This is a genomic window from Chitinophaga sp. (assembly GCF_039596455.1).
GTDB lineage: Bacteria > Bacteroidota > Bacteroidia > Chitinophagales > Chitinophagaceae > Chitinophaga.
In genome coordinates this window covers 136639-151604 of the sequence record NZ_JBCNJR010000009.1, presented here as the reverse complement: position 1 = coordinate 151604, position 14966 = coordinate 136639, and the positions used below count along the sequence as shown (strand labels likewise).

Annotated in this window: 14 protein-coding genes; 7 read left to right on the top strand and 7 right to left on the bottom strand. The window is 54.3% G+C overall.

The features are described 5' to 3' along the window. Positions 1–4: 4 nt before the first annotated feature. From ABDW36_RS22690 to ABDW36_RS22680, 3 genes are all read right to left on the bottom strand, one after another. Positions 5–313 carry a helix-turn-helix transcriptional regulator gene (locus ABDW36_RS22690; RefSeq protein ID WP_343704221.1) on the bottom strand — a complete coding sequence of 103 codons (309 nt, stop codon included), beginning with the start codon at positions 311–313 and terminating at the stop codon, positions 5–7. Further along, entirely contained in the window at positions 291–641 is a 351-nt protein-coding gene (locus ABDW36_RS22685) for a type II toxin-antitoxin system RelE/ParE family toxin (RefSeq protein ID WP_343704220.1), read from the bottom strand. Before ABDW36_RS22685 ends, ABDW36_RS22690 begins: the two co-directional genes overlap by 23 nt. A 123-nt stretch (positions 642–764) precedes the next feature. Then, positions 765–1406, bottom strand: coding sequence for a metalloregulator ArsR/SmtB family transcription factor (locus tag ABDW36_RS22680; protein WP_343704219.1), 642 nt, complete (start codon positions 1404–1406; stop codon positions 765–767). Between the two features lie 247 nt (positions 1407–1653). Here ABDW36_RS22680 and sufB point away from each other — a divergent pair, with 247 nt between their 5' ends. The 7 genes from sufB to ABDW36_RS22645 all read left to right on the top strand — a co-directional run bounded on the left by sufB (position 1654) and on the right by ABDW36_RS22645 (position 7793). Continuing rightward, the gene (gene sufB / locus ABDW36_RS22675; protein WP_343704218.1) at positions 1654–3099 is read left to right on the top strand and encodes a Fe-S cluster assembly protein SufB; all 1446 of its coding nucleotides are present in this window, start codon (positions 1654–1656) and stop codon (positions 3097–3099) included. 17 nt (positions 3100–3116) lie between these two features. After that, entirely contained in the window at positions 3117–3884 is a 768-nt protein-coding gene (gene sufC / locus ABDW36_RS22670) for a Fe-S cluster assembly ATPase SufC (RefSeq protein WP_343704217.1), read from the top strand. Positions 3885–3887: 3 nt separating this feature from the next. After that, positions 3888–5213: a Fe-S cluster assembly protein SufD gene (gene sufD, locus ABDW36_RS22665; protein ID WP_343704216.1), complete on the top strand. Its 1326-nt coding sequence runs from the start codon at positions 3888–3890 to the stop codon at positions 5211–5213. A 15-nt stretch (positions 5214–5228) separates the two neighbouring features. After that, the gene (locus ABDW36_RS22660) at positions 5229–6473 is read left to right on the top strand and encodes a cysteine desulfurase (protein WP_343704215.1); all 1245 of its coding nucleotides are present in this window, start codon (positions 5229–5231) and stop codon (positions 6471–6473) included. Between the two features lie 18 nt (positions 6474–6491). Then, entirely contained in the window at positions 6492–6923 is a 432-nt protein-coding gene (locus tag ABDW36_RS22655) for a SufE family protein (RefSeq protein WP_343704214.1), read from the top strand. A gap of 6 nt (positions 6924–6929) precedes the next feature. Beyond that, positions 6930–7238: a DUF59 domain-containing protein gene (locus ABDW36_RS22650; protein ID WP_343704213.1), complete on the top strand. Its 309-nt coding sequence runs from the start codon at positions 6930–6932 to the stop codon at positions 7236–7238. Positions 7239–7322: 84 nt separating this feature from the next. After that, positions 7323–7793: a GAF domain-containing protein gene (locus ABDW36_RS22645; RefSeq protein ID WP_343704212.1), complete on the top strand. Its 471-nt coding sequence runs from the start codon at positions 7323–7325 to the stop codon at positions 7791–7793. A 216-nt stretch (positions 7794–8009) separates the two neighbouring features. Here ABDW36_RS22645 and ABDW36_RS22640 read toward each other — a convergent pair whose 3' ends face one another. The 4 genes from ABDW36_RS22640 to ABDW36_RS22625 are packed head-to-tail and all read right to left on the bottom strand — an operon-like array spanning position 8010 to position 14837. Next, positions 8010–9179 carry a TlpA disulfide reductase family protein gene (locus ABDW36_RS22640; protein WP_343704211.1) on the bottom strand — a complete coding sequence of 390 codons (1170 nt, stop codon included), beginning with the start codon at positions 9177–9179 and terminating at the stop codon, positions 8010–8012. 11 nt (positions 9180–9190) lie between these two features. Continuing rightward, the gene (locus ABDW36_RS22635; protein ID WP_343704210.1) at positions 9191–10435 is read right to left on the bottom strand and encodes a TlpA disulfide reductase family protein; all 1245 of its coding nucleotides are present in this window, start codon (positions 10433–10435) and stop codon (positions 9191–9193) included. A 13-nt stretch (positions 10436–10448) separates the two neighbouring features. Next, complete coding sequence (locus ABDW36_RS22630; protein ID WP_343704209.1) at positions 10449–11768, bottom strand: RagB/SusD family nutrient uptake outer membrane protein; 1320 nt, start codon at positions 11766–11768, stop codon at positions 10449–10451. A 12-nt stretch (positions 11769–11780) separates the two neighbouring features. Beyond that, positions 11781–14837 carry a SusC/RagA family TonB-linked outer membrane protein gene (locus ABDW36_RS22625; RefSeq protein ID WP_343704208.1) on the bottom strand — a complete coding sequence of 1019 codons (3057 nt, stop codon included), beginning with the start codon at positions 14835–14837 and terminating at the stop codon, positions 11781–11783. Positions 14838–14966: the final 129 nt, after the last annotated feature.

Below are 14966 nucleotides of genomic sequence, written 5' to 3'. Positions count from 1 at the left end.
GTAGCTACAGGCTGATAGAAACCCTTACCTTGCCTCCCAATCCAACTTCCACTATCTCTTGTAAAGTGGAAAGCCGGACTTCCTTGATATCGTTCTCTATTTTCGAGATGTAAGATTTGTTTTTCCCAACCCTGGCCGCAAGTTCCTCCTGTGTCAATCCTTTAGCTACCCTTGCATCATGCAATAAAGCTCCCAGCTTGAACACCTCGTATCCTGCTTCAAATTCATCCCGCTTTTCTGTGCCGCGTTTACCATATTCTTTTTCTATGAACTGGTCAAGGCCTGTAAGTTTACTGTTTCCCGTCTTTTTCATACTCTTCCCTGATTTTCAGTGCTTTTTTAATTTGATTGGGGGGTGTTTTCTGCGTCTTCTTATGAAAGCCATTTGCTAAAACAACCACCTTTCCCTTGTCAAAGAAACAGAAGATCCTGAAAATGTCTGATCCTTGTTTCACCCTCACCTCATATAATCCCTTTGTTCCCTCAATATGCTTCAGGTAGCTTTCCGGAACAACATCCAGTTCTTCAATCAATTTCAAAGTCCATAGTATCTTCTTCCGGACTTCCTCCTTCTGCGCCGCAATAAAAGTCGAAAAATAATCCTTGTAGAATGCTACAGTCCGGTATTTCTTTGCTACCATACAAAAATACAAAAGTTTCCCTAAAGAACAACTTTCCATATAGTTGTTTCAATGGCAGTATGCCGCTGAAAACAGTGATGCCTGTCAGGAAAACGGGTTAAACAAAATATTTGTCACTTCAAGCTAAACAGGCGTAATCCGGTAAGCGCAATGCCGCGCGCCTTCCAGCGCGTGGTCCAGCCGCTCAATGGTACCCCACTCTTTAAATATCTGCTGAAAGGTTTGCAGTTCCACCTTGCAGATGTCGTGGCAGGCCGTGGCGGCCGCGCATATGGGGCAATGGTTCTCAATCATGAGAAAACTCTCCCCGTCCGGCCGGTATTCGGCCAGGTAGCCGTCTGCGGAGCGCAGTTCGGCAAATTTCTTCACTTTGGCCTCCAGGCCGTCTTCCAGTCTTAATATATCATAATACCGCAACAGCTGTTTGTGCTCGCGGGAGGAAATAACCTGGCCCAGGGCCTCATCTCCCAGCACGTCGCGGATGGTATTGATCAGCTGTACCGTCAATTCGGCATGCGTATCCGGGAAACGGCGGTTGCCACGCCCGGAAAGGCTCCATACCAGGGACGGGCGTCCTACCCCCCTGGAAATAGACTCAAACACCACCCAGCCCTCCTCTGCCAGCCGCTGCAATTGCTGGCGGGCGCCTTCACCCGTGATGCCCAGCTCCTGCGCAACAGCAGTAGTGGCTAGCGGCCCTTTCGTCTTGAGCAGCAGCAACATACGGTCTGTTGATGAAGTGTGAGATGCTTTATAGTTTTCCAAGTTTTTACTTGCTTTATTCGCAAATATCGTAACTTTGTGGGGATTTCAAACAAAGTATTTGAAAACCAGTTTGAAATTCTGCGGTTAACAGTGATTAATTACCGCTCCCAAGGCACTATCTTTGTACCGGCGTAACCAGCAATTACCCTTCAATTACGGTATGAAAAGGTGGCAGTCCCTGCGGAAAAGCGGATTATTCCCGTCCCCGTAGCTTAACCCAACAAATTGATAGAGAAGTATATATATTATGAGCGCAGAACAAGACATATTACAGGAACTGGCCGGCCGGGATTATGAGTTCGGGTTCGAGACGGATATCGAAATGGATATTGCGCCTCCGGGGCTGAATGAAGACATTATCCGCTTCATTTCCGCCAAAAAGAACGAACCGGAATGGCTCCTGGAGTGGCGTTTGAAAGGGTTCCAACTCTTCCAGAAGCTGGCCATGCCCACCTGGCAGAACTTCAAGCTTCCGGAAGTAGACTTCCAGAGCGTTTCCTACTATGCCGCACCCAAGAACAAGGTAAAGTATGAGAGCCTGGACGAAGTTGATCCGGAACTGCTCCGCACCTTTGAAAAGCTGGGTATTCCCCTGGAAGAGCAGAAAATGCTCTCCGGCGTGGCGGTAGACGCGGTGTTTGACAGCGTGTCCGTAGCCACTACCTTCAAAAAACAGCTCAATGAGCTGGGTATCATCTTTTGCTCTTTCACCGAAGCGGTACAGGAACACCCTGAGCTGCTCCGCAAATACCTGGGTACGGTAGTGCCCCAGTCAGACAACATTTACGCCGCCCTGAACTGCGCAGTGTTCTCAGACGGCTCTTTTGTATACATCCCCAAGGGCGTACGCTGCCCCATGGAGCTTTCCACCTACTTCCGCATCAACGCCAAAAACACCGGCCAGTTTGAGCGCACGCTCATTGTGGCGGATGAAGGCAGCTACGTAAGTTACCTGGAAGGCTGTACCGCTCCCATGCGTGACGAGAACCAGCTCCACGCCGCAGTGGTGGAACTGATCGCGATGGACAATGCGGAGATCAAATACTCCACCGTACAGAACTGGTACCCCGGAGATGCGGAAGGCAAAGGCGGTATTTACAACTTTGTAACCAAACGCGGCATCTGCAAGGGTAAGAACTCCAAGATATCCTGGACGCAGGTAGAAACCGGCTCCGCCATCACCTGGAAGTACCCCGGCGTTATTCTGCAGGGAGACAACTCCATCGGTGAGTTCTATTCCGTAGCGGTTACCTCCAAACGGCAGGTAGCAGATACGGGTACCAAAATGGTGCACATCGGCAAAAACACCCGCAGCCGCATCATTTCCAAAGGCATTTCCGCCGTACACGGCCAGAACACGTACCGTGGCCTGGTGAAAGTAGGGCCCAATGCCACCAACGCCCGCAACTTTACGCAGTGTGACTCCCTCCTGATAGGCGACCGCTGCGGGGCGCACACATTCCCGTACATCGAGTCAAAGAACAATACGGCCATGGTAGAGCATGAGGCTACCACCTCCAAGATCGGGGAAGACCAGGTGTTCTATCTTAACCAGCGCGGCATAGACAGTGAACAGGCAGTGAATATGATCGTGAACGGATACGCAAAAGAAGTTTTAAACCAGCTTCCCATGGAGTTTGCCGTGGAAGCGCAAAAATTATTGTCCATTACCCTGGAAGGTAGTGTTGGATAACTATTAATAATAAAGAGATGCTCAATATCAAGAACCTGCATGCTGCAGTAGAAGGAAATGCTATTCTGAAAGGCATTAATCTGAATGTAAAAGCGGGCGAAGTACACGCCATCATGGGGCCCAACGGCTCCGGCAAAAGCTCCCTGGCCTCTGTGCTGGCGGGCCGCGAAGCTTATGAAGTAACAGACGGCTCCGTGGAGTTTGAAGGGAAAGACCTCCTGGACATGAGCCCTGAGGTGCGTGCCCGCGAAGGGGTGTTCCTCGCCTTCCAGTACCCGGTGGAAATACCCGGTGTATCCAACATCAACTTCCTCAAAACAGCAGTGAACGAGATACGCGCCTACCACGGCCAGCCCCCCATGCAGGCCAAGGCGTTCCTTGACATGCTGAAAAGCAAACAGAAACTGATGGAGTTTGACGCCAACCTGATGAACCGCTCCCTCAACGAAGGTTTCTCCGGCGGCGAAAAGAAACGGAACGACATCTTCCAGATGGCCATGCTGGAACCCAAACTGGCTATCATGGACGAAACAGACTCCGGGCTTGACATTGACGCCCTGCGCGTAGTATCTGCCGGCGTGAACAAGCTGCGCAGCAAAGACAATGCCTTCATCATCATCACCCACTACCAACGCCTGCTGGAATACATTGTTCCGGATTTTGTACACGTACTCTACAACGGCCGCATCGTGAAATCAGGCACCAAAGAACTGGCGCTGGAGCTGGAAGAAAAAGGCTACGACTGGCTGAAAGAAGACATCCGTTTAGAAGAACCTGTACAATAGACCATGACCACTATAGCAAGCAACATATCATCATCATTATACGATACGCTGCCGGACCAGTTCAGCACCCTGAACGCTGGCGCGCAATGGCCGGAAGCCCGGAAGGAGGCGTTTGCCCGCTTCCAGGCGCTGGGCGGGTTCCCCACGGTAAAGGTGGAAGACTGGAAATACACCAACGTGATCCCCTTCTTCCGTAACCTGCAAACCCTGCAACTGCCCGCTCCCATTGCTGTAACGGAAGCGCAGCTGGAGGCCACCGGCCTGCTGCTGCCAGACGTTTACCGCATTGTGCTGCTCAACGGCGAACTGCAGCCGCAGCTCTCCGAACTGCCGCCGGCCAAACAGGCCACCGTGCTGAAAATGAGCGACGCCGCCGCAGAACCGGCCTTCAAAGCCCACTTTAACAACAGCAAAAAACTGGCAGAGCATCACTTTGCCCAGCTCAATACCGCCTTCTTCACCAACGGCCTCTTCATTGAAGCCAAGGCAAAGGCCCAGGTGGAAAAGCCCCTGCACGTTATTCACCTCTACCACAACACCAACAGCCTGCTGGTAAACCCGCGCCACCTCTGGGTAGCGCAGGAAGGGGCCGGCATACAGATCATAGAGTCTGCCGCCGGCATTGACCAGAACGGCGCCATGGTGGTTAACAGTGTGATAGAAGCCGTAACGGCAGAGCGCTCCCAAATGAGCCATTACCAGGTGCAGACCGGCGGCAGCCAGCTCCGGTCCATTAACCAGACGCTGGTGCAGCAGCACGGCAAAAGCCTGTATAACAACTACACTTTCACGCTCTCTGAATCGGAACTGGTGAGGAACAACCTCAACGTGTCGCTAGACGATGAGCGTACCGAAACACACCTGTACGGCTTCTATATAGCTACCGGCGGCCAGCTGGTAGACAATCATACCAGCGTAGACCACCGCATGCCCAACTGCGAAAGCAACGAGCTGTACCGTGGCGTGCTGATGGACAAAGCCACCGGCGTTTTCAACGGTAAGATATTTGTGCATGAAGATGCGCAGAAAACCAACGCCTTCCAGCAGAACAACAACCTGGTGATCAGCCCTGAGGCCAACATTTACACCAAGCCGCAACTGGAAATTTTTGCGGACGATGTGAAATGCAGCCACGGCACCACTATTGGCCAGGTGAGCGAAGAGGCGCTGTTTTACCTGAAAGCCCGCGGTATTGGCGATGCCATGGCCCGCAGCATGCTGGTGAAGGCCTTTGCCTTTGATATTACCGCCCAGGTCAAAATTCCAGCCGTGCGCAAACAGGTGGAGCAAGTTGCCACCCGTTACCTGAGCGCCGCGGTTAACAACTAAAAAAAAGGGATTACCATGGAAACCGCCACCGCGAAAAATATTATCTGGCCGGACATTGAACGGATCCGGAACGAATTTCCCATTCTGCAGCAGACCGTGAACGGCAACCCGCTGGTGTACCTGGATAACGGGGCCACCACGCAAAAGCCGGTACAGGTGATCCGCGCCATGCAGGAATATTATACCGGGTACAACAGCAATGTTCACCGCGGCGTGCATACGCTCAGCCAGAAAGCTACCAGCGCCTACGAAGCGGCCCGCCACCAGGTGGCCGCCTACATCGGCGCCCACCATCACGAAGTGGTGTTCACCAAAGGCACTACAGACGCTATCAACCTGGTAGCCGCCGGTTTCCGCAGGGCGTTTTTGCAGGAGGGAGATGAAGTGGTCATTTCCGGCATGGAGCACCACTCCAACATTGTTCCCTGGCAGCTGGCCTGTGAAGAAAAGAAAGCACACCTGAAAGTAATACCGGTAACGGATAAAGGCGAGCTGGACATGGACGCGTTTGCCGCCATGCTCAACCCGCGCGTGAAAATTGTGTCTGTAGCATGGGTGAGCAACACCCTGGGTACCATCAACCCGGTGAAAGACATTATTGCCATGGCCCACGCCAAAGGCATTCCCGTACTGCTGGACGCGGCGCAGGCCGCGGCGCATACGCCCATCAGGGTGCATGAGCTGGATGTAGACTTCCTGGCCCTTTCCGCCCACAAGGTGTACGGCCCCACGGGCATCGGCATCCTCTACGGCAAGGAAAGCTGGCTGCAGCAGCTGCCTCCCTACCAGGGCGGCGGAGACATGATCAAACATGTAACTTTCGAAAAAACCACCTACGCGGAGCCCCCGCTGAAGTTTGAGGCCGGCACGCCCGCCATTTGCGAAGCCATCGGCTTTGGCGCGGCCGTAGCTTATGTAACGCAGCTGGGCATTCACAAAATACAGGCGTACGAGCACCAGCTCACGGAATATGCTGTAGCGCAGCTGAAAACCATACCTGAGCTGCGTTTGATAGGTGAATCCAAACACCGCGCCGGCGCCATTTCCTTCCTGGTAGGCCAGCACCACCCTTCAGACGTAGGCGTGCTGCTTGACCAGCAGGGCATTGCCGTACGCACGGGCCACCACTGCACCCAGCCGCTGATGGACCGCTTCGAATGCCCGGGCACCGTCAGGGCTTCCCTGGCGCTGTACAACACTACGGCAGACATAGACCGCCTGGTAGCAGGTGTGCAAAAAGCCGTAACTTTGCTGGGATAAACCAAACGGAACAGTACAATGACCATAAAAGAGCAACAGGATAATATCATAGCTGATTTTGAGGTGTTTGGAGACTGGATGGAGAAATACGAGTACATCATTCAGCTGGGCAAAGACCTGCCGCTCATAGACCCGCAATACAAAACGGATGATAACCTCATCCGCGGCTGCCAGAGCAAGGTATGGCTGCATGCGGAAATGCAGGGAGACAAGCTGGTGTTCACGGCAGACAGTGACGCGGTGATCACCAAAGGGCTGGTAGCCCTGGTAATACAGGTGCTCAGCCACCAGACGCCGAAAGACATTGCCAACGCAGATATCTATTTTATAGACGCCATCGGCCTCACCAGCCATCTCTCCCCCACCCGCTCCAACGGCCTGCTGTCTATGCTGAAGCAGATCAAGCTGTACGCCATCGGGTACCAGGCCAAATCTGTTCAACAAAACTGACGAACCATGGAAACAACACTCAGAGACCAGGTGGAAGAAGCGCTGCGCACCGTGCACGACCCGGAAATCCCGGTGAATATCTATGACCTGGGGCTGGTATACAAGATAGAGATCGGGGATCATAACAACGTGCTCGTGATCATGACCCTTACTGCCCCCGGCTGCCCCGTAGCCGGCAGCATTATGGAAGAGGTGAATAACAAGATACTGGCCATCCCCGGCGTGGGCGGCGCAGACGTAAGGCTCACCTTTGACCCGCCGTGGACGCGGGATATGATGAGCGAAGAAGCTAAACTCGAATTAGGATTTTTGTAATAGCGATAAAGTGTACCTGGAATATGGTACGCTTTTTTTATACCGGCGCGGGCCTGTTCCCCCACCGCATTTACACACTTCATTATGGCAGAAGACTTAACCATTGCAAAAGGCAGCAAAGCCGAACAATATACCGCCCTGCTCCCGCAGATCAAAGCGCTGATTACCGGGGAGCCGGACCAGACGGCCAACCTGGCCAACATCACCGCCGCCCTGAAAGAACAGTTCGGCTGGCTCTGGGTAGGCTTTTACCTCGTGAAAAACAATGAGCTGGTGCTGGCGCCCTTCCAGGGCCCTGTAGCGTGTACCCGCATCCGTTATGGCAAGGGCGTTTGCGGCGCGGCCTGGCAGCAAGCAAAAACCCTCATTGTGCCTGACGTGGAAAAATTCCCCGGCCACATTGCCTGCAGCAGCCTCTCCCGCTCGGAAATTGTAGTGCCCATATTCAAAAACGGTGAAGTCATCGGCGTGCTGGACGTTGACAGCACGGAGCTGAACACGTTTGACGAAACTGACCGGCAGTACCTGGAAGAGATCGTTTCCTGGGTGGAGTAAAAAGGAAATGGGAACCGGCTTTGGCGCCCTGCTCAGCCCCCGTTGTGTCACTCACTTCAGCTTTTGTACATACACCGGCAAAAAACAAAAGCGGATGCCGGTTGTATTCGCCTTGTTCAGCCTCCGTTCCTTCAGCTTTCTACGGGCATGAACAAAAAGAAAAGGCACGGGCATTACCCGCACCTTCCCTGCCTAAACCTTTCCATATTTGATCTGCTATTCCCCGAACACCGCTTTCAGCTTTTCATCCAGCGCCTTGTCCCCTTCTTCTCCCGCGCCTATCAGCTTGTAGAGTATCCTGCCTTCCCTGTCCAGCAAAAACTTGGTGGGAAAGCCCGTTACGCCGTATTTCTGCACCAGGTCAAATGTTTCCTTATCGTAGTTGTTCATTACATGCACCCAGTCAATACCATCATCTTTCACCGCTTTTTTCCAGGCGGCTTCAGATTTGGCCAGGTCTGCCATCTTCTCTTCTGAAATGCCTACAATTTCCAGTCCTTTGGCCTTGTACTTTTCATATACCTTTTTCAGGTGCGGATGGCTTTGCCGGCAGGGGCCGCACCAGCTGCCCCAAAAGTCCAGCAGCACGTATTTCCCTTTCAGCGAAGAAAGGTGGAAGGGCTGGCCATTGATGTCTTTCTTGCTGAAGCCAATAGCGGTTTGGCCCAGCGCAGTGGCTTTGGCGCTTTCTATTTTGCCGGCTACCACTTTGCCGTACTGCGAGTTTTTGTAAGCGGGCGCCAACTTTGCAAAAGCCTGCTCATACGCTTCCGGGCTGTAATCTGCATACAGCTGGCTGAGCAGGTACATGCTGATGAAGGAAGCCGGATGCGCGGCAATATAGTCTTTACGTACCTGCAGCCGCTTGTTCTCAACGGCCGCTATTTGTTGCCGTATGGCGCTGACAGCGGCAGTATCAGTGCGTTTGATGGCAGCAGATCGTTTCCGCAGCTCCCAGCTCTCTTGCACCAGCGGGTTTTCTTTTTGTTTCAGCCTGCCTAGTTCGGCATTGAGCCGGCCTCCATTTACCGTGGCCAAATACCCGTTGTCCGCATTGCCGCTGATGCTGATCTGCCCTGCTTCTAGTACAAATTCCAGGGCGGGCGCGGGCATGAACATCCCTCCTTTCACAATTTCATGCCGGGCGGCGGGGTGGCTGTTGAACAGGTAGGCCACTACCGGTTCCTGTACGGAACCGGTCACCTGGAAGCGGTCTTCGCCTTCCCGCTGCAAGGAGTCTGATACCCGGCCAGACGGGCTGTTGTAGCTGAGGGTAAGTTTGTACGCGCCCTGCCCTTTCACGTGGGCCTTTACTGTATAGGCCTGCTGCGCAAATGCAGGCATGCACCATGCAAACGCTGCTATTAAACCAAGTGTTCGTTTCATGTTGTCTAATTTTACATGGCCATGGCCGGCATTACTTTCCGTTCCCCTGCGGGTTTCGCCATTACACCTTTCTCAATAGCGGCTTTGATCTCTGCTTCGGCGGAAGGAGAATAGCCCGTGTATTTGTTCACAATGCGGCCTTGCGGGTCTACCAGGTACAAGGTGGGAATGCCCGAAAACTGGAACTCTTCCATGGTCTTGTCCTTGTTATCGCTCAGCAGCTGCAGCCAGGGCATTTTCTCATCGTCCATGGCCTTTCTCCAGGCTTTTTTATCTGTGTCGATAGACACGCTTACCACATCAAAACCTTTGGCTTTATAGGCATCGTACAGGGCATGCACTTTGGGAATGGCCTGGCGGCAGGGGCCGCACCAGCTTGCCCAGAAGTCTATCAGCAGGTATTTGCCGCGGTATTGTTCCAAGCCCTGCAGCTTACCCATAGCATCAGGGTAAGAAATAACGGGCACGGGCTGACCGGGTTGCAGCTTCATGGCCTGGGCCTTGTTTTTGAGAATGGTGGCCTTCATGTCTTTCGCCTCCGTGAGCCAGGGGTACAGCCTGATCAGGTTGTCCAGCTTAGCCAGCGCTTCGGCGTATTTTTCACTGCTTTGCGGGCCGCTCATGCCACGCAGGGCATAGATCAGCACAGGCCTGTTCTCATAGATCTTCATCAGCACTTCCTGCCGCTGATTGTAGTCTTCCCGCAGGGGGTTGTAGCGCTTCGTGGTTTTCAGATCTGTGATCCAGGCGGAGTCTCCCGTTTTTTCCTTGTACTGGCTGGCGCGGTACTCCAGGTTCAGCTCGTCTACCATGCGCAGGTAGTTATTGGTGCCGTTCAGCTCCATCTGGTTAATGAAGTTGTTGTCTGAAGAGCCTTCCACGAAATAGAAGTGCGGTATCTTCATTTTTATTTTTGCCGTATCATACCCGCGGGAGCTGATGTTCACATCCGCATCGCTCCAGAAGCTGATGTGGTCCCAGTACATGATATTCAGGCGGTAAATGCCGGGATGATCTTGTTTGATCCTGAACGTATAGGTGAGGTCTGCCCCCAGTTCCGTAGAGTCTACCGGCACCATCTTGCCGGTGCCCATATCGCGGCTGAGCCATATCTTTTTAGACTGGCCTTCCGGTGTGGCAAACTGCACCTTCCCTTTCACCGTAATTTGTTTTGGCAGGGCCGCTTTTTGCCCCATCAGCACCAGCGGGCTCAAAAGAGCCAGCGCCATGGCTGATTTCATTGCTGCTTTGATCATGGTTCCTGTTTTTTTAATAGTCGTTATTCTGTTGAATGTTCGGGTTAAGCGTTAGCATTCTGTCCGGCACGGGCATCAGCACGTGGCCGGCGGGTTGTTGCAGGCTGGCCAGGAAAGGCACGGCCTTGCCGAAGCGGCGCATATCGTTCCAGCGCATGCGCTCGCCGGTAAATTCTCTTCTCCGCTCCTGCTCAATTTCATCGAGAAAAGCCTGCGGACCGGCAAAATCTCCGTTCTGCCGGGTGCTGGCGCCGCGTTTGCTGCGCAGGGCGTTGTACTGCGTGACGTCTACCACGCCGCCACGGGCCGTGGCCTCGGCGGAAATAAGGTACGCTTCGCTGAGCCGGCAAATGGGGTACGCAGGCGTAGCCTCCATCGGGAATTTTGTGAGGTAGTACAGCTCTATGCCCAGGTTTTCGTTCTTCTTTTTCAGGTAAGCGGCTTTGCGGATGTCTCCGTTCTCATAGCTCTTTACCAGCAGGGAATCTATCCAGGTGTTGCCGCTGCCTGCCTGGCCGGCGCCGCCGGGGCCGTATACATTAGGCAGGCCGTAGGCGGTGCTGTTGTTGTTGGAAGTTTCGCCAATGGCATAGATCAGTTCCTTCGCGGAACTGTTGTATTTGAACATCTCCACATACTTCCCGGCTTCCAGGCTGAACTTGCCGGAGCTGATCACGGTTTCCGCCAGCTGTTTGGCTTCCGTATGTTTACCGGTGTTCAGGTAAAATCTTGCCAGCAGCAGCTGCGCGGCCTGTTTGCTGGCCACCAGCGTTTTGCCGGCAAAGTCTGGCAGGTACTCAATGGCCTTGGCCAGGTCTGCCGCTACCTGCGCTTCCACCTTGGCGGCGGGCTCGCGGTGCGGCAGCGTGAGGGGGTTTTCACCGCCCAGTATGATCACGGCGTCCCCAAACTGCTCGGTGAGCATGGAATAAGCGTAGGCTCTCAACAGGTAGGCCTCTCCCACTGCGGGTTTGATAGCATCATCCAGGTTCTTTTCACCGAAGCTGATGGCGCTGTTGGCATTGGCAATGCACTGGTAGGGATAGCGGTAGGCAAAGGTGAGCACGTTTTCCGTGGTGGGAATATTACCGGCCTCAAAGCCGGCAAAGCTCAGCGTCTGCACATCGTCAGACATTACATCGTGCAGCACATAATACCCGTAAAATGAATTGTTGGTGAGGCCCAGCCTGGCGCCGTTCACCAGCAGCGGCAGGTTGTTCCTGGACACCTGGTCAGGCGCTATCTGCGTATCAGGGAACACGTCCAGCTTGTTGCTGCAGGCAGACAAGGCCAGCAGCGCAACAGTGATATGATAAATGAAATACTTCTTCATGTTGGTTGCGATTTAGAATGAGAGATCTATACCTATTACCATGGCGCGCGGGTTAGGCAGGTTGCTGGATACAATACCGCTGTTGGAGGCCGCCTCCGGGTCAAAGCCGATGTATTGGCTCATGGTGAACACGTTCTGGGCGGAAGCGTAGAGCCGGGCTTTGGTCATGCCCGCGCGGTTTATCAGCCTGGCCGGCAGCTCATAGGCCACCATCAGGTTGCGCAGGCGCAGGTAAGAGGCGTCATAAATGAACTGCGTGCTCGGGCGGTAGTTCCAGTCTGTAGTTTTGCCTGCCCCATGGGCGCCCACTACGGCGCGCGGCACGTCTGCCACATCTCCCGGCTTGCGCCAGCGGGTGGTTACCACATCAAACTTGTTGGGCATCACACCGAAGAAGTCCATATCGTAGTTACGCAGCGTCTGTTCGTAATAGTCATAAATTTTGGAGCCCGCAACAAAGCTGAAGAGCGCCTCCAGTGAGAAGCTGCGGTAACCCAGGCTGAGGTTGAGGCCGCCGCTGAATTTGGGCAGCGCAATGGGTACGGTTACATAGTCTTTGGTGTTGATCAGCCCGTCCTTATTCTGGTCTTCATACACCATATCTCCCGTTTGCGGGTCTACGCCGAGCGACTGGTACACTTCCACAGAACCTACCGGCTGGCCTACTTTCACTTTGGAGCCGGGGCCGCCGAAAATGAAGGTGCCGTAATTCAGCACAGAGTCTGACAGTGACAGGATGCGGTTGCGGTTGAAGTTGAGGTTGGTTTCCACCCTCCAGCGCAGCGTGGCGTCAGCGCGGCTGCCATAGCCCAGCTCCAGGTCTATGCCGCGGTTGCGGATGTCTCCTATGTTAAAGGGAATGGTTTGCGCGCCAAACTCCCAGGGAATGTTGCGCGTGCTCAGCAGGCCCTCTGATATCTTGTTGTAATAGTCCACCGTAAGGTTGAGGCGGTTATTGAACATGCCGATGTCTATGCCCGCATCCACCTGCCGCGTCTGCTCCCAGCGTATGTTCGGATTGCTAACCATATCCCGCAGCTTCAGCGCGGGCTCTCCCAGGTAGGTAGTGGCCTGCATGAGGTCAAACGCGCCGTAGGTGGCCAGCGGGCGGATGTTACCGCTCAGGCCGTAGCTGGTGCGCAGCTTCAGCAGCTGCACAAAAGGCAGGGCCTGCATGAAATCTTCACGCGCCAGGTCCCAGCCGGCAGATATGGAGGGGAACCAGCTGTACCGGTGGCCGCGCGCCAGCTTGGAAGACCCGTCTGTACGGATGCTGGCGTTCAGCAGGTACTTGCCGTCCCAGTCAAAACCTACCCGGGCAAAATAGGCTTCAGAGGTTTCGATGGTGTTGCCGTTGAGCGAGGAAATGGAACCTACGCTGCCGTATGCGGCCGCAGCCGCGCCGCCGGTAATGCCGTCCACTTTGGGAAAGCCGTTCAGGTCATATCCGAAAGAAGTTTGTTCTATGCTGTAAAAGGCGTAGCCGGCGGTGCCGGTGAGGCCCAGTTTGTTCCAGCGGTTGTTGTAGGTAAAATAGTTGTCCCAGTTATAGGAAAAGTTATCGCTGCCGCTGGTTTTCAGGTAGCCTTTGTTGAAGTTGCCCAGGTAACCGAAAGCAGACTGGAAGTCTGTATTATTGGTGTTGTATTTGTTGACAGACATGGCGGAGCGGAACTGCAGCGTGCGGTGCAGCTTCAGCTCTGCGGCCAGGTTGCCGAAGTAGGTAAGCGTTTTGCGTTTGTTGCGGTTCTCCAGCATTTCACCCAGCGGGTTTTGCTGGCGGCCCACGTAATAGGTCAGCGTGCCGTCTGGCAGGTAGATCAGCTCTTCCGGCGTGTCTGGCCGGGCATTGAAGGCGCTTACCAGCGGGTAGGAATTGTCTCTGCTCACCCCCTGGGAAATGTTGAGGTTGCCTGACAGCTTCAGCCAGTTATTCACCTGCTGGGTAATATCTACCTTGCCGGTATATCTTTCAAAGCGGCCGGTGCCGATGGTGGCTTCTTCGCGGTAACGGCCCAGTGACATATAGTAGCTGCTCTTTTCCCCGCCGCCGCTCATGCTGGCCTGTATATTGCTGACGGGCGCCTGCTTGTTCTTCACACGGTCTATCCAGTCTATGCTGCGGTCTGCCATCTGCAAGGCGTTCACCTGGTTGTTGAGCCTGGTTTTTTCAGATTGCAGCTGGAGTATTTGCGTGGGCGTAAGGTTGCCGGGGTTGGCCAGCTGCGCGTCAATATCCTGCACGCGGTTGCTGCGTGCTTCTTTGAACACTTCTTCGTATTCCGGCGTGGTGAGCATGCGCCGGCTGGTAGGCACGTTGTTGAAGCCGGTGTAGGCGTTTACGGCAAAAACGGGTTTGCTGTTCTGCCTGCCTTTTTTGGTGGTGATGATGATGACGCCGGTAGAACCGCGGGCGCCGTAAATGGCGGCCGAAGCGGCGTCTTTCAGCACTTCAACAGACGCTACGTCTTGCGGGTTGATGGCGTTCAGCGCTACGGCCCCGCCTTCTACCACCAGCCCGTCTATCACCAGCAGGGGGCCGGCATCCTGCGCACGGGCAGACTGCACGCCGCGTATCAGGATGTTGGGCGTATTGCCGGGCGTACCGGAAGTGTTTGCCACCGTTACACCGGCCACGCGGCCCTGCAGCGCCTTGCCAATGTCGCTGACAATGTTGTTCTCCGGGGCCAGCTTTTTGCTGGTAACGGTAGAGATGCTGTTGGTCAGGTTGCGCCGCTGCTGGTCCCCGTAGCCGATCACTACGGTAGATTGCAGGTCTGTGGCGGCAATGCGCAGCATAATAGGTTTCACGATCACCCTTGCGGCGGGTATCACCATGCTTTCAAAACCCAGGGAAGAAATGCGGAGCTGGGCGTTGGCGGGCACGCGCAGCTCAAATTCGCCTTTGGCGTTGGTCACCACGCCGCCGGTGCCATTCACCACTTTAATGGTGGCGCCGGGAATGGGGGCCTGTGTAACGGAATCCCGTACAGTGCCCCTGATCACCTGCTGGGCAAGGGCGCCCATGCTCATCATACAGGCAAGGGACAATAATAGAAAATGCCTCATACATTCAAGATTTGGTTGGTGGTTGGATGATTGGTTCCTGATTCGTAAAAAAATATCTCATGACAATCTTTTAGCACGGGTTGGCTCGCCGGATGAATGGCCCACAAAATACAGCGCAGGCGCAACAGC